At 70.4% G+C, this 23551-nt stretch carries 19 protein-coding genes and 3 pseudogenes; all 22 read right to left on the reverse strand.

What is annotated here, in order from left to right; translation table 11 throughout:
* Positions 1-18 precede the first annotated feature (18 nt).
* Positions 19-1218, reverse strand: coding sequence for an acetyl-CoA C-acyltransferase (locus AC2W7K_RS13360; protein WP_137826483.1), 1200 nt, complete (start codon positions 1216-1218; stop codon positions 19-21).
* Between the two features lie 90 nt (positions 1219-1308).
* Entirely contained in the window at positions 1309-2052 is a 744-nt protein-coding gene (locus tag AC2W7K_RS13365) for an SDR family oxidoreductase (RefSeq protein ID WP_198499025.1), read from the reverse strand.
* A gap of 590 nt (positions 2053-2642) precedes the next feature.
* Complete coding sequence (locus AC2W7K_RS13370; RefSeq protein ID WP_198499026.1) at positions 2643-3269, reverse strand: L-threonylcarbamoyladenylate synthase; 627 nt, start codon at positions 3267-3269, stop codon at positions 2643-2645.
* Positions 3270-3548: 279 nt separating this feature from the next.
* The gene (locus AC2W7K_RS13375; RefSeq protein ID WP_486006278.1) at positions 3549-4754 is read right to left on the reverse strand and encodes an AI-2E family transporter; all 1206 of its coding nucleotides are present in this window, start codon (positions 4752-4754) and stop codon (positions 3549-3551) included.
* Positions 4755-6265 (reverse strand): annotated as a pseudogene (der, locus tag AC2W7K_RS13380) (ribosome biogenesis GTPase Der).
* A complete protein-coding gene (gene cmk / locus AC2W7K_RS13385) occupies positions 6262-6921 on the reverse strand; it encodes a (d)CMP kinase (RefSeq protein WP_198499029.1) in 660 nt (219 codons plus the stop codon). The pseudogene der and the gene cmk overlap by 4 nt, the downstream one beginning before the upstream one ends.
* A complete protein-coding gene (locus tag AC2W7K_RS13390) occupies positions 6918-8015 on the reverse strand; it encodes a prephenate dehydrogenase (protein ID WP_198499030.1) in 1098 nt (365 codons plus the stop codon). Before AC2W7K_RS13390 ends, cmk begins: the two co-directional genes overlap by 4 nt.
* Positions 8012-8859 (reverse strand): annotated as a pseudogene (locus AC2W7K_RS13395) (pseudouridine synthase). The gene AC2W7K_RS13390 and the pseudogene AC2W7K_RS13395 overlap by 4 nt, the downstream one beginning before the upstream one ends.
* A 9-nt stretch (positions 8860-8868) precedes the next feature.
* Positions 8869-9480 (reverse strand): SMC-Scp complex subunit ScpB, encoded by a 612-nt coding sequence (gene scpB, locus AC2W7K_RS13400; protein ID WP_198499032.1) that lies wholly within the window; start codon positions 9478-9480, stop codon positions 8869-8871.
* Positions 9477-10349, reverse strand: a complete 873-nt coding sequence (locus tag AC2W7K_RS13405; protein ID WP_232623626.1) for a segregation and condensation protein A — start codon at positions 10347-10349, stop codon at positions 9477-9479. The genes scpB and AC2W7K_RS13405 overlap by 4 nt, the downstream gene beginning before the upstream one ends.
* 83 nt (positions 10350-10432) lie before the next feature.
* A complete protein-coding gene (locus AC2W7K_RS13410; protein WP_198499033.1) occupies positions 10433-11290 on the reverse strand; it encodes a ParA family protein in 858 nt (285 codons plus the stop codon).
* Positions 11291-11330: 40 nt separating this feature from the next.
* Entirely contained in the window at positions 11331-12278 is a 948-nt protein-coding gene (gene xerD, locus AC2W7K_RS13415; protein ID WP_198499034.1) for a site-specific tyrosine recombinase XerD, read from the reverse strand.
* Positions 12279-12284: 6 nt separating this feature from the next.
* The gene (locus tag AC2W7K_RS13420; protein WP_198499035.1) at positions 12285-13001 is read right to left on the reverse strand and encodes an NUDIX domain-containing protein; all 717 of its coding nucleotides are present in this window, start codon (positions 12999-13001) and stop codon (positions 12285-12287) included.
* Positions 13002-13013: 12 nt separating this feature from the next.
* Positions 13014-14693, reverse strand: a complete 1680-nt coding sequence (pyrG, locus tag AC2W7K_RS13425; protein WP_198499036.1) for a CTP synthase — start codon at positions 14691-14693, stop codon at positions 13014-13016.
* Complete coding sequence (locus AC2W7K_RS13430) at positions 14690-15838, reverse strand: group 1 glycosyl transferase (RefSeq protein ID WP_198499037.1); 1149 nt, start codon at positions 15836-15838, stop codon at positions 14690-14692. The genes pyrG and AC2W7K_RS13430 overlap by 4 nt, the downstream gene beginning before the upstream one ends.
* A gap of 19 nt (positions 15839-15857) precedes the next feature.
* Positions 15858-17012: a glycosyltransferase family 4 protein gene (locus tag AC2W7K_RS13435; RefSeq protein ID WP_198499038.1), complete on the reverse strand. Its 1155-nt coding sequence runs from the start codon at positions 17010-17012 to the stop codon at positions 15858-15860.
* Entirely contained in the window at positions 17009-18751 is a 1743-nt protein-coding gene (gene murJ, locus AC2W7K_RS13440; protein WP_198499039.1) for a murein biosynthesis integral membrane protein MurJ, read from the reverse strand. The genes AC2W7K_RS13435 and murJ overlap by 4 nt, the downstream gene beginning before the upstream one ends.
* The gene (locus AC2W7K_RS13445; protein ID WP_198499040.1) at positions 18748-19635 is read right to left on the reverse strand and encodes a hypothetical protein; all 888 of its coding nucleotides are present in this window, start codon (positions 19633-19635) and stop codon (positions 18748-18750) included. Before AC2W7K_RS13445 ends, murJ begins: the two co-directional genes overlap by 4 nt.
* 1 nt (position 19636) lies before the next feature.
* A complete protein-coding gene (locus AC2W7K_RS13450) occupies positions 19637-20095 on the reverse strand; it encodes a copper transporter (protein ID WP_486006279.1) in 459 nt (152 codons plus the stop codon).
* Positions 20092-20585: pseudogene (locus AC2W7K_RS13455) on the reverse strand (copper transporter). The gene AC2W7K_RS13450 and the pseudogene AC2W7K_RS13455 overlap by 4 nt, the downstream one beginning before the upstream one ends.
* Positions 20582-21832: a putative cytokinetic ring protein SteA gene (gene steA, locus AC2W7K_RS13460; protein ID WP_198499042.1), complete on the reverse strand. Its 1251-nt coding sequence runs from the start codon at positions 21830-21832 to the stop codon at positions 20582-20584. The pseudogene AC2W7K_RS13455 and the gene steA overlap by 4 nt, the downstream one beginning before the upstream one ends.
* Before the next feature lie 15 nt (positions 21833-21847).
* Entirely contained in the window at positions 21848-23551 is a 1704-nt protein-coding gene (gene recN, locus AC2W7K_RS13465) for a DNA repair protein RecN (protein WP_198499043.1), read from the reverse strand.

Genomic DNA, 23551 nt, shown 5'->3' on the forward strand with positions numbered 1-23551 from the left:
GCGATGAACGGGGCGGCCTCAGACGACTTCGAAGAGACCGGCGGCGCCCTGCCCGCCGCCGATGCACATCGTCACGACGACGTACTTGACGCCGCGGCGCTTGCCTTCGATGAGGGCATGGCCGACGAGGCGGGCCCCGGTCATCCCGTAGGGGTGGCCGACGGAGATGCCGCCGCCGTCGACGTTGTAGCGCTCCGGGTCGATGCCGAGCCTGTCCCGGCAGTAGAGGGCCTGGACGGCGAAGGCCTCGTTGAGCTCCCAGAGGCCGATGTCGTCGATCGTCAGACCGTGACGCTCGAGGAGCTTCGGCACGGCGAAGACGGGACCGATGCCCATCTCGTCCGGGGCCACCCCGGCCACGGCCATGCCCCGGTAGATGCCGAGCGGGCTGAGTCCGCGCCGGGACGCCTCGGTGTCGGACATGAGGACGGCCGCCGAGGCGCCGTCGGAGAGCTGGGAGGCGTTGCCGGCGGTGACGCTCGGATGCTGCGAGGCAACTCCCGGATCGAGGACGGGCTTGAGTCCGGCGAGCCCTTCGAGGGTGGTCTCGGGGCGGTTGCCCTCGTCCTGGGTGAGCGTGACCTCCTCGGTCGAGGTCTCCCCCGTCGCCTTGTCGACGACGACCTTCGTCGTCGGCAGCGGCACGATCTCCGCGTCGAAGCGCCCGGCGGCCTGCGCAGCGGCGGTGCGCTTCTGCGATTCGAGGGAGTAGGCGTCCTGCTCCTCACGGCTGACCCCGTAGCGTTCGGCGACGATCTCCGCGGTCGCGAGCATCGGGTAGTAGATGCCGGGGACGTTCTCCTCGAGCCACGGATCCTTCGCCCGGAAGGTGTTCATGTGCTCGTTCTGGACGAGCGAGATCGATTCGACGCCGCCGCCGACGGCGATCGACTGCCCGTCGACGATGATCTGCTTGGCCGCGGTCGCGATCGCCATGAGCCCGGAGGCGCACTGGCGGTCGACGGACATCCCGGCCACGGTGACGGGCAGGCCCGCGCGCAGGGCGGCCTGGCGTCCGATGTTCGTGCTCTGGCTGCCCTGCTGGAGGGCCGAGCCCATGATGACGTCGTCGACCTCCGCGCCGTCGACGCCGGCGCGCTCGACGGCGTGGGCGATCGCGTGGCCGGCGAGCTCCTGGGCCTGCGTGTCGTTGAAGGCGCCGCGGTAGGCGCGTCCGATCGGGGTTCTGGCGGTGGAGACGATGACGGCGTCGACCATGACTGTCCTGCTTCCCTCGTGGCGATGGATGGTGGGGTGGTGCGGTTGCTGTGCGAGTGCTCTGACTGCCGGGCGGTGGCGGGTGCCCGCTCAGTTCCGGGGGCCGCCGGCGACGTAGATGACCTGGCCCGAGACGAATCCCGCACCCTCGGAGACGAGGAACGACGCGGTGTTCGCGATGTCGTCGGGGGTGCCGGCGCGGCCGACGGGGATCTGGCTGATCGCCGCCTTCTTGAAGTCGGCGAAGTCGACGCCCACCCGCTCTGCCGTGGCCTTCGTCATGTCGGTCTCGATGAAGCCGGGCGCGATCGCGTTGGCGGTGACGCCGAACTTCCCGAGCTCGATCGCCCACGTCTTCGTCATGCCCTGGATGCCGGCCTTCGCCGCGGAGTAGTTCGTCTGGCCGCGGTTGCCGAGCGCCGAGGTCGACGACATCGACACGATCCGCCCGAACTTCTCGGCGACCATGTGCTCCTGAACCGCCTTGGCCATGAGGAACGCCCCGCCGAGGTGGACGGAGAGCACCTTCTGAAACTCCTCGTAGCTCATCTTGAACAGGAGGTTGTCGCGGAGGATGCCGGCGTTGTTGATGAGCACGGTGGGTGCGCCGAGGCGGTCGGCCACCTCGGCGACGGCGGAGTTCACGGACGCTTCGTCCGAGACGTCGGCGGCGAGTCCGATCGCCTCGCCCCCGGCTGCGGTGATCGCGTCGACGGTCTCGTCGGTCGGCCCCATGTCGAGGACGGCGACCTTGAGTCCGTCGGCGCTGAGCTTCTTCGCGATCGCGGCGCCGATGCCGCGTCCGCCGCCGGTGACGATTGCTGTGCGTGCCATGGATGACTCCTTCAGTGACGGAACATGGGACGGTCAGTGGCGCAGCGTGAGGCGATCGTGCGCTGTGATGCACACCTCACTGCCGCTTCCTCCCACTCTAGACCATCACTGAACGAATGATTGCTCACCGGTGGACCACCTCGGCGCATACAGGGTCGTGGAGGACGTCGACGCGAGCCCACCGCTCACCTGTCCCACCGACGCCCTGGACCGGCAATTACGCCGCCACCCGACAGCCGACAGCCGCCACGCCATCGACGCCCCGAACCGACAAATACGCCGTCACCCGACGGCCGCCACGCCATCGACGCCCCGAACCGGCAAATACGCGCTGAGCAGAGGGCGTATTTGTCGGTTCACCGCGTCGAAGCCCAGTACTGGCCCGCACCTCGCACCGAGGCGGCCGGACCGACGCACCGAACCGCCACCAACTCCCCGACCCGGCAATTACGCCGTCACCCGACAGCAGCCACGCCATCGACGCCCTCGACCGACAAATACGCCGTTAGCAGAGGGCGTATTTGTCGGTTGACCGCGTCGAAGCTCAGTGCCACGGCGACGCCACCGCCACCAGCTCCGGCCGAACGCGCCTATTCGTCGAGGAAGCGGGAGACGTCGCCGGCGCCGACGCGGGCGACCTCGGGGTGCTTGCCGGTGAAGTCGATGACCGAGGTGGGCACGACACCGGGGGTGCCGGAGTCGATGACGACGTCGACCTCGTGGCCGATCTGGTCCATGACGTCGGCGGCCTCGGTGAGCGGATCCTCGTCACCGGGCAGGAGCAGGGTCGAGGAGAGGATCGGCTCGCCCATCGCCTCGACGAGCGCGAGTGCCGTCGTGTTCTGCGGGATCCGCGCGCCCACCGAGTGCTTCTTCGGGTGCATCATCCGCCGCGGCACCTCTTTCGTCGCCTTCATGATGAACGTGTACGGGCCCGGCGTCATCGACTTGATCGCCCGGAAGTCCGAGTTGTCGACGATGACGAACTGCCCGAGCTGCGCGAAGTCATGGCACATGAGCGTGAAGTGGTGCTTGGAGTTCAGCTGCCGGATGCGGGTGATCCGCTCGATGCCGTCCTTGTTCTCCAGGGCGCACCCGAGCGCGTAGCACGAGTCCGTCGGATAGGCGATGAGTCCGCCGTCGCGCAGAACCTGCGCGGCGCGCTCGATGAGTCGGGGCTGCGGGTTGTCAGGATGGATCTCAAGAAGTGTCGCCATGCTTCATGGTAACCATGGCCGGCCGCCCGTGTGAACGGCGCGGTCGACGATGAGATGCCCATCCGCCGAGGTGACTGCCCGTATCCGCGGACGTGCAGTGCCCGTCCGGGTGCGAGTCCCGCCGAGGAGGCCGCCCATGTCCGCGACCGTGCAGTGCCCGCCCGGGAGCGACTCCCGCCGAGGCGGTCGCCCGTGTCCGCGGACGTTCACTGCCCGTCCGGGTGCGACGCGCGCCGAGGTGACTGCCCGTATCCGCGGGCGTGCAGTGCCCGCGGGCGTTCAGTGACCGGGCCGGGTCTTTCGCGACAGCAGCCGAGCGCCGGGATCCGTCGGCCGCAGCGTGTTCGGGGTCTTGCCTGCCTCCGGGGTCGCGCGCGGACCCATGACCGTGCCGGGGTGGGAGTCCTTCGCCGTGTGCGGATCGGAGGCCAGGAGGATGTTCACCCACTTCGCGCGCGGGTCCGCGTCGACGAGGAGGGCCTTGACGAGCAGGGTCGCCGGCAGGGCGAGCAGAGCACCGAGCCAGCCGAGCACCCACACCCAGAAGAGGAGGGAGAGGAACGACACGAGCGGGGTGACGCCGACGGATTCGCCCGTGAACTTCGGCTGGATGATCGCCTGGATGACGAAGTTGAGGACCGAGTACGCGGCGATGACCCAGAGCGCGGACTGCCACCCGCTGTCGACGAGGGCGAGCAGCGCCGGCGGGACGAGGCCGATGATGAACCCGATGTTGGGGATGTAGTTCGTGAGGAACGCGAGCACACCCCACACCCACACGAGCGGAACGTCGATGATCGCCAGTGCCACGACGTCGAGGATCGCGACGATGAGACCGAAGATCGTCGCCACCACCCAGTACCGGCGGACGCCGCTGGCGAAACCGCCGAGTGCGGCGGCCAGGGACGGCTTGGCGTCGGCGAGCATCGTCATCCGCTGACCGATGCCCATCGAATCCATCGCGACGAAGAACACGGCCATGACGACGGTCGTGAGCAGGCCGGCGACGACGGAGACGTTCGTCAGCAGCGGAGTGACCGCGTCGATGACCGACCGCGCGTTGAATCCCCGCAGCTGCTCTTCGAGGACGTTCGAGGTCACCCCGAGCTGCGACAGCAGCGACATGAGGCTGTGATAGGTCGTCGTGATCTCCGTGCCGTAGCTCGGGATGAGCATGACGAGTTCGGCGATCGACCAGGCCGTGAGCCCGAAGAACGCGACGATCATGCAGAGGACGAGGACGACGGAGATCACTGCGCCGATCGCCCCCGGAACCCGGTGCCGGGTGAGGAACTTCTGCAGCGGGTAGACGACGATGTAGAAGTTGAGCGCGAGGAAGACGGGCGCGACGATGTCCTGGAGTCCCCGGAAGAACGTCAGGGCGTACGCGATGCCCGCGATCGTCAGGGCGATGACAAGGGCTCTGGCCGGCGGGCGCGCATGCCATGGCTGCTGCTGACCTCGAGCCTGGGTGTCATCGCTCAACTACCGACCTCGTCTCTTCTCCCTGATGCGCATCGACAGCTCGATGGGGGTTCCCTCGAAGCCGAATGTCTCGCGCAGTCGCCTGATGATGAAACGACGATACCCCGGTTCAAGGAATCCTGTGGTGAAAAGCACGAATTTCGGCGGCCGGGACTGCGCCTGGGTGCCGAAGAGGATGCGCGGCTGCTTGCCGCCGCGGACCGGGTGGGGGTTCGCGGCGACGAGTTCGCCGAGGAACGCGTTGAGACGTCCGGTCGGGATCCGCTTGTCCCAGTTCTCCAGTGCCGTCTCCATCGCCGGAACGAGCTTCTCTGCGTGCCGTCCGGTCTTCGCGGAGATGTTGACCCGCGGCGCCCACGAGACATGGGCGAGGTCGCGTTCGATCTCGCGTTCGAGGTAGTAGCGGCGCTCCTCGTCGAGGAGGTCCCACTTGTTGAAGGCGAGGACGACGGCCCGACCCGCCTCGGCGGCGGTCGTGACGATGCGGACGTCCTGCTCGCTCAGCGGCTCCTGCGCCTCGAGGAGGACGACGGCCACCTCGGCGCGCTCGAGAGCCGTCTGCGTGCGCAGGGCCGCATAGAAGTCGGCCCCGCTGGCCTGGTGGGCCCGCCGGCGGATGCCCGCCGTGTCGACGAAGCGCCACTGCTTGCCGCCGAGCTCGATGAGCTCGTCGACGGGGTCGCGCGTCTGCCCGCGACGTTGTCGACGAGCACGCGCTCGGAGCCGACGAGCTTGTTGAGCAGGGAGGATTTGCCGACGTTGGGGCGCCCGACGAGCGCGACCCGACGCGGACCGCCCTCCTCGACGCGCGTCTCGACGGCGGAGACCTCGGGGAGGGTGTCGATCGCCTCGTCGAGGAGGTCGGCGACACCGCGGCCGTGGAGGGCCGAGACCGACCACGGCTGTCCGAGGCCGAGACCCCAGAGTTCGGCGGCCATGAGCTCGCCGCGCTCGTCGTCGACCTTGTTCGCGGCGAGGATGACCGGTTTCTTCTTCTTCCGCAGCATCTTCACGACCATCTCGTCGGTGGCCGTCGGGCCGGTCGTGGCGTCGACGACGAGGACGACGGCGTCGGCCATGTCGACGGCGACCTCGGACTGGATGGCGATCCGCGAGGCCATGCCCTTCGAATCGGAGTCCCAGCCGCCGGTGTCGACGAGGGTGAAGTCCTTGCCGTTCCACTCCGCGCGGTAGCTCACCCGGTCGCGAGTGACCCCAGGGACGTCCTCGACGACGGCTTCGCGCCGGCCGAGGATGCGGTTGACGAGCGTCGACTTCCCGACGTTGGGCCGTCCGACGATCGCGAGGACGGGATCGGCGCCGCGCTCCTCCTCTTCCTCGATGTCGAAGCCGAGGGAGTCGAGCAGCGCCCGGTCGTCGTCTTCGAGCTCATAGCCCTCGAGCCCGGCCTCGAGCGCGGTCGCCCGCTGCTCGGCCTCCTCGTCGCTGATCTGCTCGAGACGCTCGGCCAGTGCCTCGTCGGGGGCCTCGTGGAATTCCTCTTCGGTCATCGTGCTTCCTTCACCAGGTCGAGCACGGTCGTGACGACCTGCTCGAAGTCGAGATCGCTCGTGTCGAGGGTGTGGACGCCGTCGGCGGCGGTGAGGAAGCTCGTCGTCGCCGAGTCCTTCGCGTCACGGCCGGTCACCTGGGACTGGGTCGCGGCGACCGCCTCGGCGTCGTCGCTGCCGTGGAGCTCCTTGGCCCGGCGGGAGACGCGGACGTCGTCGCGGGCGGTCATGAGGAGGCGGACCGCGGCGTCGGGCGCGACGACGGTCGTGATGTCACGGCCCTCGACGACGACGCCCGGGCTCGCGGCCGCGATGATGTCGCGCTGCCGTTCGATGAGCTCGCTGCGGGCGTCGGGGACGGCGGAGACTGTCTGGACGTTCTCAGAGACCTCGGGGCTGCGGATCTCCTCGGTGACGTCGATGCCGTCGACGGACACGGAGAAGTCGTCGGGGTCCGTGGAGATCTCGAGATCGGCGCCGCGGACCTGTTCGAGGACGTCGACGGGATCGGTGACTCCGCGGTTGAGCGCCAGCCACGCCATCGCCCGGTACATCGCACCGGTGTCGAGGTAGGCGTAGCCGAGCCGGCGGGCGACCTCCTTCGCGGTGCTCGACTTGCCGACTCCGCTGGGTCCGTCGATGGCGACGACGCTCATGTGGTTCCTTCCTTCTCGATGGCGGATTCGGGGATCCGCCATCCCAGTGACTGCAGTCCGTGTTCGAGTTCGTTCGCGTTCGCCGGCATCACCGAGACGTCGACGATGCCGAGCCGGCGCCCGGGCGCGTGGTCCATCCGGAAGTCCTCGACGTTGATGCCGAGGTCCCCGATGTCCTTGAACAGGGAGGCCAGCGTCCCCGGGGTGTCGGGGATGAGGACCGTGACGACAGCATATGCGGTCGGCGCCTGTCCGTGCTTGCCGGGGATCCGGTCGTGACCTTCGTTGCCGAAGGCGATCGTCCGCGCGATCACCCCGGTCGAGCCGGGACCGAGCGCGAGGGCATCGATGACGGCGTCGAGTTCGCCGCGCAGGGCGACGAGCACGGCCCGGACCTCCTCGGCGTTGCCGGAGAGGATCTGCGTCCACAGGCCCGGGTCGGAGGCGGCGATGCGGGTGACGTCGCGCAGTCCCTGACCGGCCAGGGCCACCTCGTCGAGCGGGGCGTGGCGCAGCTGGGAGGCGACGAGGGAGGACACGACCTGCGGGACGTGGGAGACCTTCGCGACCGCGGCATCGTGGATGCGGGGGTCGAGGTGGGTGACCGAGGCGCCGGTCGCCTCGGCCATCTCCTCGACGGCGGTCAGCCGGCTCTCCGGGGTGTCCTCATCGGAGCAGATGACCCACGGACGGGCGATGAAGAGGTCGGGCCGGGCCGCGATCGCCCCGGACTTCTCCCGCCCGGCCATCGGGTGGCAGCCGATGTAGCGGTCGAGGGCATCGCCGGTGACGAGCTCCCGGACGGTCTCGAGCAGGCGGGTCTTGATGCTCGCGACATCGGTGACGGTGGCGCTCGGGTACGCGGTCAGCGCCCCGGCGATGACGCCGGCGGCGACGTCGGGCGGAGTGGCGACGACGACGATGTCGGGATCGGGTGCCGTGCCGGGTGCGACCGGCTCACCGGCGCCGAGGTCGGAGGCGAGCTGCTGCGCGGTCGGGGACGTGTCCTCGAGCGTGACGCTGTACCCGCGCCCGCGCAGGGCAAGGCCGAGGCTCGCACCGAGCAGCCCGGTGCCGATGATGTGGATCCTCACAGGTCGACGGCTTCGAAGAGCTCCCCGACCTCGTCGGAGCGCAGCGGACGGATCTTCCCCTGCCGCTGTTCGGCGAGCGAGATCGGCCCGAACTTCGTGCGCACGAGCCGTTCGACGGGATTGCCGATCGCCGCGAGCAGGCGGCGGACGACGCGGTTGCGGCCCGAATGGAGGGTGAGTTCGACGACGGAGCGGCCCGGGGTGGAGTCGACGAGACGGAACTCGTCGACCTTGACGATGCCGTCGTCGAGTTCGATGCCGGCCTTGAGCCGGGCCGAGGCGTCCTTCGCGAGCTGCCCCTTGACCTGCGCGAGGTAGGTCTTGGGGATCTCGTAGCGGGGGTGGGCGAGCCGGTTCGACAGCTCTCCGTCGTTCGTCAGGAGGATGAGGCCCTCGGTGTCCGTGTCGAGGCGTCCGACGTGGAAGATCCGCTCGGCGCGGTTGCGACGTAGTCGGCCAGGGACTTCCGCCCTTCGGGGTCCTTCATCGTCGAGACGACGCCTGCGGGCTTGTTGAGGGCGAGGTAGATCTTCTGCGGGCTCGTCGAGATCCGCAGGGTGTCGACGTAGACGGACTGGGTGTCCGGGTCGATGCGGGTGCCGAGTTCGGTGACGACGCTGCCGTCGACCTCGACGCGACCGTCGAGGATGAGCTGCTCGCACGCGCGCCGGGACCCCAGCCCCGCCTCGGCGAGGACCTTCTGCAGCCGCACTCCCCCGCTGACATGGGCGTCCGAGGTCTCCCCGCCGCCCTTCGCGCCGGTGCTGGCGCGCTGCTTGCGGCTCGGTCGGTTGCTGCGCCCGCCGGGCGCCCTGGGATCGCGGTAGGGACTCATGGGGTCCATTGTCTCAAATCAAACGTCGTCTGGTGACATCTCGTCGCCGACTGTGGCGAGGACCTCGGTCTCGTCGGCGCCGAGTTCCTCGAGGTCGGAGTCCTCGGGCAGGAACGGGGCGATGTCGGGGAGGTCGTCGAGGCTCTGCATGCCGAGCGCGTCGAGGAACTGGTGGGTCGTCGTGTAGAGGAGCGCCGAGGTGGTCGCCTCCTTCCCGGCTTCGACGATGAGTCCGCGCAGCAGCAGGGTGCGGATGACACCGTCGACGCTGACCCCGCGGATCGCGGCGATCCGCGGCCGGGAGATCGGCTGCCGGTAGGCGATGACGGCGAGCGTCTCGAGGGCGGCCTGGGAGAGCTTCGCGCTCTGCCCGGCGGTGAGGAAGTCCTTGACGACGTCGTGGTAGTCCCCGCGGGAGAAGATGCGGAACCCGCCGGCCACGGCCCGGATCTCGAAGCCGCGCTGCCGGCGCTGCCCGTCGCCGTCGTAGTCGCTCGAGAGCTCCTCGATCGCCGTCATCACGGTGTCCTCGTCGATGCCGAGGGCCGCGGCGAGCTCCGCGGGCGAGACCGCTGAGTCGCTGACCATGAGGACGGCTTCGATGCCGCCGAGGATCTCGTCGTCGATCATTGCTCGTCCTCGCCTTCGTCGTCCGCCTCGTCCGCAGCGTCGTCCTCGTCATCGTCCGCCGAGGCGGGGCCCGGCTCGTCGCCCTCGTCGGCGCTCCATGTCCCCTCGGTGCGCAGGTCGACCCCGTCCTCGGGTGTGTCGGTGCGGGTGATGAGGAGCCGGCCGAGCGGTTCGTCCTGCTCGAAGTCGCAGAGGCCGACCTTGAAGAGCTCGAGGAGGGCGAGGAACCGCGCGACGACGACGAGGGTGTTCTCCGCGGTGTCGAGGAGCTCCTGGAAGTCGAGCTCGCCGGCGCGCAGCAGCCCGAGGATGTGTCCGCGCTGTTCGGAGACGCTGACGAGCGGCAGGTGGATGTGGTCGACGGCGACCGTCGGCGGCGTGTGGTCGCGCTGGAGGACGGTGGCGAAGAGTCCGGCGAGCTCACCGGGACCGATGCGGATCTCCAGCGGCGGCAGCACGTCCTGGAACTCCGCGTCGAGTCCGACGTCGCGGGGCACGCGGATGGCCCCGGCGGTCATCGCCTCGGCTAAGTGGGCGCTGACGGACTTGTACGCCCGGTACTGGAGGAGCCGGGCGAAGAGGAGGTCGCGGGCCTCGAGGAGTTCGAGGTCGAGCTCCTCCTCTCCCTCCTCGTGCGGCAGCAGCCGCGCGGTCTTGAGGTCGAGCAGGGTGGCGGCGACGAGGAGGAACTGGGAGATCTCCGCAAGGTCGGCGGCCCCGTCGCGGTCCCCGCCGGAGCGCAGACTCGTCGTGTACGCGATGAACTCATCGGTCACCTCGGCGAGGGCGATCTCCGTGATGTCGAGACGGCGCTTCGAGATGAGACCGAGCAGCAGGTCGAAGGGACCGGAGAAGTTCTCCAGCTCCACCTGGAAGCCCGTGGGCGCGTCCTCGGCACCGGTTTCCCCGGGGAGGTGATCCCCGGGGACGGCGTCCGCGGTGACGGTCTCGCTCAGGGCGCGCCTCCGCGGGCGATGAGCTCGCGGGCGAGCCTGCGGTACGCCTCGGATCCGGGGTGCTTGGGGGCGAAGCTCGTGATCGGCTCGGCCGCGACGGAGGCGTCGGGGAACTTCACGGTGCGGTTGATGACGGTGTCGAAGACCTTGTCCTCGAACGCCTCGGAGACCCGGCTCATCACCTCTTTCGAGTGCAGGGTCCGCGAGTCGAACATCGTCGCGAGGATCCCGTCGACCTCGAGGGAGGGGTTGAGGCGGTCCTGGACCTTCTCGATCGTCTCGACGAGAAGGGCGACGCCGCGCAGGGCGAAGAACTCCGTCTCGAGCGGGATGATGACCCCGTGGGAGGCGGTGAGCGCGTTGACGGTGAGCAGGCCGAGCGAGGGCTGGCAGTCGATGAGGACGACGTCGTACTCGCCGGCGACCTTCGCAAGGACGCGGGAGAGGACCTGTTCGCGGGCGACCTCGCCGACGAGCTGGACTTCGGCAGCGGAGAGGTCGATGTTCGCGGGCAGGACGTCGATGTCGTCGAACTCGGTCTCGACGATGACGTCGTGCGGATCGAGTCGCGGGTTCATCAGCAGGTTGTAGATGCTGATGTCGAGGTCGTAGGGGTTGATGCCGAGTCCCACCGACAGGGCGCCCTGCGGGTCGAAGTCGACGAGGAGGACCTTGCGGCCGTACGCGGCCAGGGAGGCGCCCAGGTTGATCGACGACGTCGTCTTCCCGACACCGCCCTTCTGGTTGACCATGGCGATGATGCGTGCGGGCCCGTGCGAGTCCAGCGGGGCGGGTTCGGCGAAGTCGTCGACGCTCTTCGCTGTGGGGAGATCCAACGCCTGTTGCGGATTCATCACTCGGTCGGCCACCTTTCGTTGCGTGCTGTGCATAACCCTACCGCGCTCGGGGGTGCGAGGTGGCGTAGACCTCGCGCAATGTTTCCTCCGACACCTTCGTGTAGATCTGCGTCGTCGTCACCGAGGCGTGCCCGAGCAGCTCCTGGACGACGCGGATGTCCGCCCCGCCGTCGAGGAGGTGGGTGGCGAAGGAGTGGCGGAACGTGTGCGGGGAGACCTCGGTCTCCAAACCGGCGAGTTCCCCGGCGGCGACGACGATCTTCCATGCCGTCTGCCGCGACATCCGCGTACCGCGGGCGTTGAGGAAGAGGGCCCCGGCGGGCGCGCCGGAGGTCGCCTTCGCCGCCATCGTCGGGCGCACGCGGGTCACCCAGGCCCCGAGGGCGGCGGCGGCATGGGATCCGAACGGGACGATCCGCTCCTTCCCGCCCTTGCCGTAGAGGCGGATCAGCCCGGTCTCGAGGTCGAGGTCGTCGAGGTCGGCGCCGACGGCCTCGGAGATGCGGGCCCCGGTCGCGTAGAGGAGTTCGAGGAGGGCAGCGGCCCGCAGCTGCGCCGGCTCCTCCCCCGCCGTCGTCGCGAGCATCGCCTCGACCGCGGACACGGACAGGGCCTTCGGCAGCCGCAGACCCTCCCGCGGCGGACTGACCTCGGAGGCGGGATCGGCGTCGGTGAGCCCGTCGGCGTGGGCGAAGGCGTGGAAGCGGCGGACCGCGACGAGGGCGCGGGCCCGGGTCCGCGGGGCGAGACCCGAATCCTGGAGATGGAGCGCGAACTCCTCGATATGGGTGCGGGTCACCTCGCCGAGGCGGCCGATCCCCGCCGTCGCCAGCCACGTCCCGTACCGGCCGAGGTCACGGGCGTAGGCGTCGATCGAGTTGAGCGAGAGTCCGCGTTCGAAGCGCAGCGCGCCGAGGTAGCCGGCGAAGGCGCGCTCGAGCGCCGCGGGCAGTTCGGGAAGGAGTTCGGCACCGTGCCTGGCCATGCCGGCTCAGGACTCAGCCGAGGGCGGGGCGCCTGAGGCCGCCGCGTCCGACGGCGGGGCCGAGATCGACCCGGCCGGAGGTGCGTCGCGGCCGTCGACGAGGAGCCGGGGCGCGCCGATCGGACGCGTGTGCGCGTTCTCGCCTGCCGCCTCACGGCGAACGACGTCGGCGACCTGGAGGATCGCGAGCTGGGCCACGGAGTTCGTCAGGCGGCCGTCGGCGATCGCCGCGAGCGCCTCGTCGAGGTCGACCCAGCGGTAGACGAACCCGGCCTCCTCGTCGCTGCGCTCATGCCGGTCGGCGGTCGGCACCGGGGTGAGGTCGCGGGCGAGGTAGAGCCGCATCGTCTCGCTGCTGCCGCCCGGGGAGAGCACGGAGTCCGAGAGCACCCGCCAGGAGCCGGCGCGCAGGTCGGCCTCCTCGGCGAGCTCCCGCTGGGCGGCCGTGAGCGGGTCCTCGCCGGGAATGTCGAGGAGTCCAGCCGGGACCTCCCAGAGACGGGCCCGGACGGGATGGCGGTACTGCTGGACGAGGAGGATCTCGTTGTCCTCGTTCAGGCACGCCACGGCCACGGCACCCGTGTGCACCATGAGGTCGCGCACGAGTCCCGTGGCTTCGGGCAGGTCGAAGGTCTCGCGCCGGATCGACCACACGGCACCCTGGTACGCCTCGGTGGATGCGGTGATCTCCGGGGTGAACGGGATGTCGTGGAGGTCATTCACCGGCGCGGTCCCTCACCGGTTGGCCAGGGCGGCGGCGACGAGTCCGGCGAAGAGCGGATGCGGCTTCGTCGGGCGCGACTTCAGCTCGGGGTGCGCCTGCGTCGACACGTAGTACGGGTGGACGTCGGCGGGCAGCTCGACGAATTCGACGAGCTCACCGTTGGGTGAGGTGCCGGAGAACTGCAGCCCCGCCTCGGCGAGCTCATCGCGGTAGGCGTTGTTGACCTCGTAGCGGTGACGGTGGCGTTCGCTGATGTCGGTCGCCCCGTACGCGCCGGCGGCGACGCTGCCCTCGGTGAGCTTCGCCTGGTACGTGCCCAGGCGCATCGTGCCGCCGAGGTCGCCCTCGCCGTCGACGATCGACATCTGCTCGGCCATCGTCGCGACGACGGGGAACTGCGTGTCGGGGTCGAACTCCGACGACGACGCGCCCTCGATGCCGGCGGCGTTCCGGGCGTACTCGATGACCATGCACTGCAGGCCCAGGCACAGGCCGAGCGTCGGAATCCCGTTCTCGCGGGCGTAGCGGAGCGCACCGACCTTGCCCTCGATGCCGCGGACGCCGAAGCCGCCGGGGATGCAGATCGCGTCGAGACCCGACAGCGCCGCGGCCGCACCGGCCTCGGAGTCGCACTCATCGGACTGGATCCACTCGATCTTCACGCGGGCGTCGTTGGCGAACCCGCCGTGGCGCAGCGCCTCGGTGACGGAGAGGTACGCGTCGGGCAGGTCGATGTACTTGCCGACGACGCCGATGCGCACTTCGTGCGCCGGATTGTGGACGCGTTCGAGGACCCAGTCCCACTTCGTCCAGTCGACGTCGCGGAAGGGCAGGTTGAGACGGCGGATGACGTAGACGTCGAGACCGCCGTCATGGAGGACCTTGGGGATCTCGTAGATGCTCGAGGCGTCGACGCAGGGAACGACGGCTTCGAGGTCGACGTCGCTGGCCGAGGCGATCTTCGCCCGGATCGAGTCCGGCAGGTCGCGGTCGGAGCGGAGCACGATCGAATCGGGCTGGATGCCGATCGAGCGCAGGGCGGCCACGGAGTGCTGGGTCGGCTTCGTCTTCAGCTCCCCCGAGGGCCCGAGGTAGGGCACGAGGGAGACATGGATGAAGAAGACGTTGTCGCGGCCGACGTCGTGGCGGACCTGGCGGGCGGCCTCGAGGAACGGCTGGGACTCGATGTCGCCGACGGTGCCGCCGATCTCGGTGATGATGACATCGGGACGGTCCTCGGCGGGACGTTCGGCCTGCGCGCGCATCCGGGACTTGATCTCGTCCGTGATGTGCGGGATGACCTGGACGGTGTCGCCGAGGTAGGCGCCGCGGCGCTCCTTGGCGATGACCGAGGAGTAGACCTGTCCGGTGGTGACGTTCGCGGCACCATCGAGGTCGATGTCGAGGAAGCGCTCGTAGTGACCGATGTCGAGGTCGGTCTCCGCTCCATCCTCGGTGACGAAGACCTCACCGTGCTGGAACGGATTCATCGTTCCCGGGTCGACGTTGAGGTAGGGGTCGAGCTTCTGCATGGCGACCTTGATGCCGCGCTGAGTGAGCAGGTGTCCGAGGCTCGATGCCGTCAGACCCTTGCCGAGAGAGGAGGCGACGCCTCCGGTGACGAAGATGTGCTTGACTGTGTTCGGCTCTTGGGCCCCGATACGATTCACCACGGAATTTGATTCTATCAAACCGGCTGTCGGGAATTCGACGCGGCGTCGGCCTCGGCGTAGACGCCGAGGAGGCTCGAGGCGATCTGACCGGGGTTGTCGACGTCGATGACCCGCTTCTTCGCGGCGATCGCCTGCGCGCCGCGGGCGGCGGGGTCGTCGAGAAGATGATTGATCTCACGCAGCAGGCCGTCCGTGTCGTCGGGGGCGACGATCGGCGCCGAATCGCCCCAGATGCCGGCCCGACGCTCGTTGCCGATGAAGATCGTCGGCTTCGACAGCTGCATGAGGTCCTCATGGCTGAGCCCGGTCATGGACTCCGCGGCGATGACGACATCGGCGGCGGCGACGACGTCGACGAGGTCGTCGGCCGGGGCGACGATGACGCCGCGGTCGGCGAACGAGTTCGCCACGGTCCTCCGGTCCCGGCCGGTGCCGGTGAGCACGGTGACGGCGCGGCGGTCGCGGCGGCGGGAGTTGATCTGGCCGGCGGCGTCGAGGACGGTGGCCAGTGCCGTGTGGTCCTTGAGCGCGATCGGGCTCGCGATCATCCACGTGCCGTCCTTGATGCCCAGCTGCCTGCGCACCTGCGCCCGGGACATCGTCACCGTGAGGTCGGTGTCGATGTCGGGGGTGACGAGTTCGGCGCGTTCGACGAGCGGGACGGAGCCGGCGAACCATTCGACGACGGGTTCGGTGGTGCCGAGCACGGCGGTCGCGGTCCGGGCGACCACCTCGGCGCCGGTCTTCTCGATGACATCGGCGGGGTCGAAGTTCTCCACCGTGGCCACGGCCGTCGGGTGGAGCCGGGAGGGCAGTCCCGTGAAGCCGAGACCGGCCAGGGTGGCGGCGTGGAGGCCGTGGGCGTGGACGATGTCGACGTGCGGGTAGTGCTTGTGGAGGATGAAGGCCGAGTTCGGGTCCGAGGGGCTCAGCCGCCGCTTGGCCGTCAGCGGGATCTCCCGGTAGTTCTCCCGCAGGTCCGCTGGCACGTCGATCGTCTCGAGGAGGTCCGGGTGAGCGGCGAGTCCGACCTTGAAACCGGCCTTGAGATGGCCGATCACGGCGATCTTCGCGACCTCGGCGACGGGTCCCGTCGTCTCGGCGAGCACGTGGAGGATCCTCGTGGCGGTGCTCAGCGGCTGGATCTCGGCGGTGTGGCTCATTCCCTCATCCTCTTTCTACTCAGTTGCCTTCAAGCCTACCTGGGGCGACGGGCGCTTCAGCGTAGACGGCCAGGATCTCTGCGGCGACCGCGGCCTCGTCGGGGAGTTCGGCTCCCCGCGCCCGCGCCCGGTCCCCGAGCTCGGTGCGCCGGCCGGGGTCGGCGGCGAGGTCTCCGATCGCCTCGGCCAGTGCCGCGTCGTCGTCGGAGGCGATGAGGATCCCGGCGTCGCCGACGAGCTCCGGGGTCCCCCCGGTGGCGGTCGCGATGATCGCCTGCCCGGAGAGCAGAGCCTCCTGGAGGACGAGTGCGCGGGCCTCCCAGCGGCTCGTGAGGACGGAGATGTCGGCGGCGGCGATGAGTTCGGCGATGTCGTCGCGGGGTCCGAGGAAATGGAGGGCGGGCAGCGCCGAGGCGGTCGCCGCGGTCGCGTACTGTGCGCGGATCTCGGCGAGCACGGTCTCATCGGCGGCACCGGCGACGAGGACGACGAGGTCACCCGAGTGCTTCCCGAGGCGGGCGAGCGCGCGGACGAGCATGGCGTAGTTCTTCTGCGGGGCGACGCGGCCGACGGCGAGGACGATGGCGGCGTCGGCGGGGAACCCGTACTCGGCGGCGAGCGCCTCACGGGTCGCGGTCGCCTCGGCGGTGCTGACCTCGCGCACCGGCGGTGCGGCGGCGGGCGCGAACCGGGCGTCGCGGGCACCGAGGTCGTGGGCGCGGATGACGAGGTCGGTACTCGCGGCCAGCGTGACGTCGGCGCCGCGGGCGAGCAGCCGCTCAATCCCGGTCTCGATGCGGCCGCGCAGTCCCGTGCCCGCCGCCTGGTTGTGGAGGCTGACGATGAAGCGCGGGCGGGGGCGCAGCAGGCGGGTCGCGAGAAGGGCGAGGAGGCCGGCGCGGAAGCCGTGCGCGTGGACGACGTCGGGGCCGAAGCGGCGGAGGATCCTTCGCAGCGCGGTGACGAGCCCGGTGTCGCGGGGGCCGACCCCGGTGCCGACGTCGAGGGCGGCGAAGCGCACCCCGGGCAGCGCGGAGAACCCGAACTGCTCGTCGGTGGCGGCGGGGCCGACGACGCCGACCTCGTGACCGGCCGCGGCGACGTCGCGGGCCAGGGCCCGCACGTGGGTGCCGACTCCTCCGGTCGAGGTGCCGATGACGTAGACGATCCTCATGGGTTCTCCTCGTTCGGGGTCGGTGAGGCGCCGGGGACGTGGTCGGTGCCTGCGGGCGGACCGGTCACCGGCGGCGTGGGCGCGGTGGAGCGGCGGGAGGCGAGCAGGCCGCGCACCTCGGCGAGGTAGCTGCGGTCGAGGAGGACGATGAGTCCGAAGACGAGGCACCCGATGAGGGCGGCGAGGATGCCGACGACGACCGAGGGGGCTGCCGTGGTGCCGAGGAGCCCGGCGAGCCAGCGGGCGGCGAGCGTGCCGATGACCGACGCGATGCCGGCCGCGACGAGGGAGAGGACGCTGCGGCGCAGCACCCCGGTGAGTCCGCCGGGGCCGAGGACGCGGCGGATCGAGATGAGCAGGGACACGGCGGCGGCGGTCATGCCGAGGACGTAGCCGAGGCAGATCGCGACGAGGGTGCGGTCCGGGTTGCCCTGCGCGTTCGTCACGGCGATCGCGGCGATCATGCCGACGATGACGAGGACCCAGCCGATCGTCGTCGCCACGGCGGCGTGGCGGGAGCGTTCGAGGGCGTAGAAGATCCGCGAGCCCCACGCGATGAACGACCAGCCGGGCACGGCGAGGGCCATGACGACGATCGCCGCGCTCATCGCGGAGAACGGGGCGGAGTCCTCGCCGCCGACGGCGTCGATTGCGGTGAAGAAGTACTCGAGCGGTCCGGCCGCGCTCATGAGGATGACGGTGCCGAGCAGTCCGATGGTGATGATGACCGCCGAGGTGGTCGCCGTGAGCGAGTGCAGCCGGGTCCGGGCGGCCTCCCGGTCGCCCGCGGTCGCCGCGGGGTCGCCGGCGCGGCCCACCCACGTCGAGATCGTCGGGAACATCACCGTGACGACGGGGATCGCGAGGACCGCGTAGGGCAGGAGGTAGACGGCGTTGATGTAGTTGAAGAGGACGAACGTGCCGGTGCCGCCGGAGCGGTTGGACAGGAGCATCGTGACGAGCACGGCCCCCTGCTGGGCGAGCAGGGCCGCCATCCCGGCGCCGGCCAGGCGCAGGGCGCGCCGGGCGACACCGGGCGGGAACGTCCACGTCGGGCGGATCCGCAGACCCGTCGAGCGCATCGGCAGGGCCAGGGGCAGCGCGAGGGCGGCGACGCCGGCCGTCGTTCCCCAGCCGAGCCATCCGATGTGGGTCTGCCACGTCGCGTCCGTGCCGCCGACACCGGCGTAGGTGATGTAGGAGCCGATGACGACGAGGCTGGAGAGCAGCGGGGCGAACGCGGGCCAGAGGAACTTCCGGTGCGCCTGGAGGACGCCGGTGAGGACGGCGCCGATGCCGTAGAGGACGAGCTGCGGGGCGAACATGAGGAGGAGGACCGCCGTCGCCGTCTGCTGGGTGCCGGCGCCGTGGTCGCCGGGCGGGATGAGCACGGCGGCGATCGGCTGGGCGAAGACGGCGACGAGGAGCGTCAGCGGCAGCGTCACGCTCACCGCCCACGTCAGCAGCGCCGAGGCGATCCGGCTCGCCGTCTCCCGGTCCGCCCGGGCCAGGGGCACGGCGAGCAGGGGGATGACCGCGCCGGCCAGGGCGCCGCCGGCGACGACCTCGAAGAGGATGTTCGGGACCTGGTTGGCCGTCTGGTAGGCGGTGCCGACGGTGCCGGCGCCGACCGAGTTCGAGAAGACGAGCCAGCGGAGGAACCCGACGAGCCGGGTGATCAGGGTGATGATCGAGACGAGCAGCGCCGCCGAGGCGAAGAGCCGGACGAGCCTGTTCACTTCACCTCACGCCCGAAGGCGTCGATCTCCCGCAGTCCGGGGGTGGATTCGATGATCGACGTGAACGAGACCTTCTCGCTGAGCAGGGTGAGGCCGACGAGCACGCCGAGGACGACAGCGCGCTGACCGGCCGTCGAGTTCGCCGCGACCGTCGTGCCGAGGGCGGCGCCGAGGGCGTTGGCGCCGGTGTCGCCGAGCATCGCGGTCCCGCCGAGGTCGTCGGGCCAGGCCGCTGCGGTCGTTCCGGTGACGACGGCGGTCGGCACCCAGGTGACCCCGCGGCGGTGCGGCATGAGGCCCGCCACGAGGAGACCGGCTTTGAGCGCGCGTCCCGGACGGAGGTCGAGGAGGTTGAAGAGGTTCGCCGATCCGGCGATGACTCCCCCGGTGACGACGGTGTCGACGGTCGCAGCGATCCACGAGCGCTCGTGCGCCGGCTGCGCCCACTGCGGGAGTGCCGCGGCGACGATGTTCCGGCGGCGATGGGCGTCGGGGCCGAGGACGGCCGCGGCGATGATCGCGGCGGCCGGGATGCCGGTGACCTTGAGCGCCCCGGTCGTGACCTCCCCGCGGGCCAGAGCGCTGAGGTGACCGCGCAGGCCCTTCGAGCTGCCGGATTCCATGAAGTCGTCGACGGCGCCGAGGGCACCGGAGGCGGCAGTGGCGAGCAGGGTCGCCGCCCGCTGGCGGGGGTCCTCGATGAGGACGCTGCCGGCGAGCAGGCCTGCGGCCACGGCGGGGCCTTCGAGGAGGGTGACGTCCTCCCCGGCGTGGTTGGTGCGGACGACGCGCGGGTGCCTGCGCAGCGGGGAGGACAGCAGGGCCTTCGTCACGCCGTACCCGAGGAGTCCGGCGACGGCGGAGGAGACGATCGTGCGGATCATGTCAGACCTTTCCGGGCAGGACCGCTTCGGCGTCCGAGGCGAAGCCCCAGTGGCCGTGGGTGCCGTTGTTGGCCGCCGCGATCGCGCGGACGGTGATGATGGGTCCGGCGCCGAGGCCGAGGCCGTCGACGGTCGAGGCCCGGGACTTCTCGGTGCGCAGGACGTTGACGAGCCCGTTCTGGGCGGAGCCGGCGTCACCGGCGACGACGACGGCCTTCGATTCGGCGGTCAGGGCGTTGACGAAGTCGGTGATGACCTCGCGGGTGGCCTTGTCGCCGGTCGCCTCGGGGCTCGGCTGCGTCTCGTCGGCGAGCTGGGAGTTCTCGTCGTCGATGATGACGAAGAGCTCGGTCGTGCGGTGGTCGGTGTCGCTGCGCAGCCGGCCGGCGTCGATGAAGGCGTTGTAGAGGTCGGTGGCCTTCGCCTCGGCGTCGTCGCGCTCCTGGCCTTCGGTGATCATCGAGGCCGGCCGGTGAGGGCGATGACGAGCGCCGAGCGCAGCGCGGTCGCATCGTCGGCGGGCAGACCCGGGACGATGCCGCGCAGGGTGGTGAGGAAGTCACCGGAGCCGTCGACGGTGAGCGTGTCCACGACGAAGGCGACGTCACCGGCGATCTGACCGCCGGCCTCCTGGATCCGGTTGGTCACCTGTTCGACCTGCTCGGCGTTCGCCTCGGGGCCGGTGATGACGCTGATCTGCGTGTCGTTGAGGGTGCCGCCGATGAGTTCGGGGGCGCGGCGGAGACGAACTCGTTCTGCTTCTCGATGTTGCCGCCGGCGGCCTCGAGCTGGGTGCGCAGGTCGTCGCGGTCGGTGCGCAGGGCGTCGACCTGGCTCTGCAGGGACTCCCCGATGGGCTCCTTGAGGGGGCCGGCGCCGAGGACGATGCCGACGGCGAGGGCGAGGAACACCGAGACGAGGGAGACGAGATGGTAGCGGAAATCGATCACGAGGCAGTCCTTGAGTCGAGAACGGCGCGCAGGGCACCGGAGGATTCTGTCGCAGCGGTGGGGTCGCCGCCGAAGAGGGAGCCGATCCAGCCGAAGACGCCGTCGAGCTGCGCGGCGATGAGACCGAGGAAGGTCTGACCGGCCGCGGTGGCGGCCATCGCGACGCCGAGGGCGACGAGGCCGGCGATGATGAGGACGGTGAGCTGGAGGCTCGAGATGCGCTGGCGGTAGAGGAGGGAGACGCCCTTGGCGTCGATGAGCTTCGACCCGACACGCAGGCGGGTGAGGAACGTCGAGGCCATGCCCTTGCGGCCCTTGTCGAGGAACTCCATGAGCGTGTCGTGGGTGCCGACGGCGACGATGAGGTCGGCGCCCTTGTCGTCGGCGAGCAGCATCGCGATGTCCTCGCTCGTGCCCGAGGCGGCGAAGGCGACGCAGTCGACGCCGAGGGCCTTGACGCGCTCGGTGCCCGGGGCGTGGCCGTCGCGGTAGGCGTGGACGACGATCTCCGCGCCCGAGGTGAGCGCGGAGTCGGACACGGAGTCCATGTCGCCGACGATCATGTCGGGTTTGTACCCGGCCTCGAGGATCGCGTCGGCACCGCCGTCGACGCCGATGAGCAGGGGCCGGTATTCGCGGATGTAGGGGGCGAGGATCGCGAGGTCCTCTTTGTAGTGGTAGCCGCGGACGACGATGAGGGCGTGCCGGCCGTCGAAGTCGGTGCGGACCTCGGGGACGACGAGTTCGGCGGAGAGGAGGTCGGAGTCCTTGCGGATGTACTCGATCGTGTTGTCGACGAAGTCGACGAGCACGGAGTTCATCCCGGCTTCGGCCTCGTGCATGTCCTCGGCGATCGTCTCCGGGGTCTGTGCGACGCCTGCGGCGACCTCCTTGCCGTCGAGGTAGACGGTGCCGCCGTCGATGCTGATCTCATCGCCTTCGGTGATCGCGTCGAAGATCTCCGCGCCGGTGGCGTCGATGAGCGGGATGCCGGCGTCGACGATGATCCCGGGCCCGAGGTTCGGGTAGCGACCGGAGATCGACTTGTCGGCGTTGATGACGGCGACGGGGCGGCAGGCGACGAGGGCCTCGGCGGAGACGCGGTCGATGTCGGAGTGCTTGATGACCGCGATGTCACCGGCGGCCAGGCGCTTCGTGAGGTCCTTCGTCCGGCGGTCGAGTTTGGCCGGAGCCGGGTCCGATCGGGTCGGGACCGTGGGGGTCTCCCTCATTCTGCGCGCTTTCATGGTTCGCCCATTCTCTCACGAAGGCGTCGGCGCACCGGCTTTGACCTGCCGGGCGGAGTCGAGGAGCTCGGCGGCGTGGGCCTTCGCCGAGGCGGAGTCCTCCATGCCTGCGAGCATCCGCGAGAGTTCGCTCACACGTTCGTCCTCGCTCAGTTCGCGGACCCCGGAGCGCACGGTCTCCGCGTCGTCGTCCTTGACGATCGTCACGTGCGTGTCCGCCCACGCCGCGACCTGCGGGAGGTGGGTGACGACGATGACCTGAGCGTGGCGGGCGAGGGCGGCGAGCCGCCGGCCGATCTCGACGGCGGCCTTGCCGCCGACGCCGGCGTCGACCTCGTCGAAGACGTAGGTCGGCACCCCGTCCTCGGCGGCGCGGACGACTTCGATGGCGAGCATGACGCGGGAGAGCTCACCGCCGGAGGCGACCTTGCCGATGTCGTCACCGGGCGAGGAGTCGTGCGGGGCGAAGGTGAGGCGGATGTCGTCCATGCCGTGACTCGTCGGTTCCCGTTCGGAGATCTCGAAGGCCACGGCGGCCTTCGGCATCGACAGGGCGGTGAGCTCGCGGCTGACCGCGGCCGAGAACGTCTCAGCGGTCGCCTCGCGCAGGGCCCGCAGGGCCAGGCCCTTCTCCCGCATCGCCGCTTCGGCGGCGGCGAGTTCGGCATCGAGGTGGTCGAGGTCGGCGTCCTCGGTCTCGAGTTCGGTGAGTTCGGCGGCCGCGCGGGCCTCGAAGTCGAGGACCTCGGCGACCGTCTCGCCGTAGGGGGCGAGCGAGCCGAGTTCGGCGCGGCGGGCCTCGGTCTCCTCGAGCGAGGTCTCCCCCAGCTCGTCGAAGCCGGAGAGGTAGGAGCTCAGTTCCGCCGCGGCGTCGGAGAGGCGCAGCACGGTGTCGGAGAGGCCTTCGCGGATGCGGGCGAGCTCCGGGTCGGTGGCCTCGACGTCGCCGAGGCTGCTGATCGCCTCGTGGACGCGGTCGACGGCGGCCCCGGTCTCCTCGAGCTCGGAGCCCAGCAGGAGGTCATGGGCGGTGCCGACGGCGCGGGTGATGTCCGCTGCTGCCCCGAGCTTCGCCGCGAGCGCCGTCAGCGCCTCGTCTTCGCCGGGCACGGGCCGCACGGCGTCGATCGCGTCGAGGCAGCCGCGCAGCCAGAGGATGCGTTCGCGCCGGGCCGCGGTCGAGTCCTTGATCCGCGCGACCCGGGCGACGGTCTCGCGCCAGGTCTCGAACTCGGACGCATAGGCGGCGGCCGCCTCGGCGAGCTCCGTGCCACCGGCTGCGTCGAGGAGCCGGCGTTGGGCACCGGCGCCCTTGAGCCGCAGCTGCTCGGACTGGCCGTGGAGGGTGATGAGGTCGTCGGCGATCTCGGAGAGGACGGAGATCGGCACGGTCCGGCCGCCCGCGGTCGCCCGGGCCCGGCCCTTGGAGGCGACGGTGCGGGAGATGATCGCGTCGTCGTCGGCGCTGCCGCCGGCCTCCTCGATGCGGACCTGGACGGGGGCGGGGACATCGGTGAAGATGCCTTCGACCTCGGCCTTGTCCGCGCCCTTCCGGACGACTCCGGAGCCGACCTTCTCCCCCATGAGGAGGCTGAGCGCGGAGACGAACATCGTCTTGCCGGCACCGGTCTCACCGGTCACGACGGTGAAGCCGGGGGCGAGTTCGACCTCGGCTTCGGCGATGACGCCGAGGTGGGTGATGCGCAGTTCGGAGATCAC

This window comes from Brevibacterium sp. LAARM2_SD2 (genome assembly GCF_057364785.1).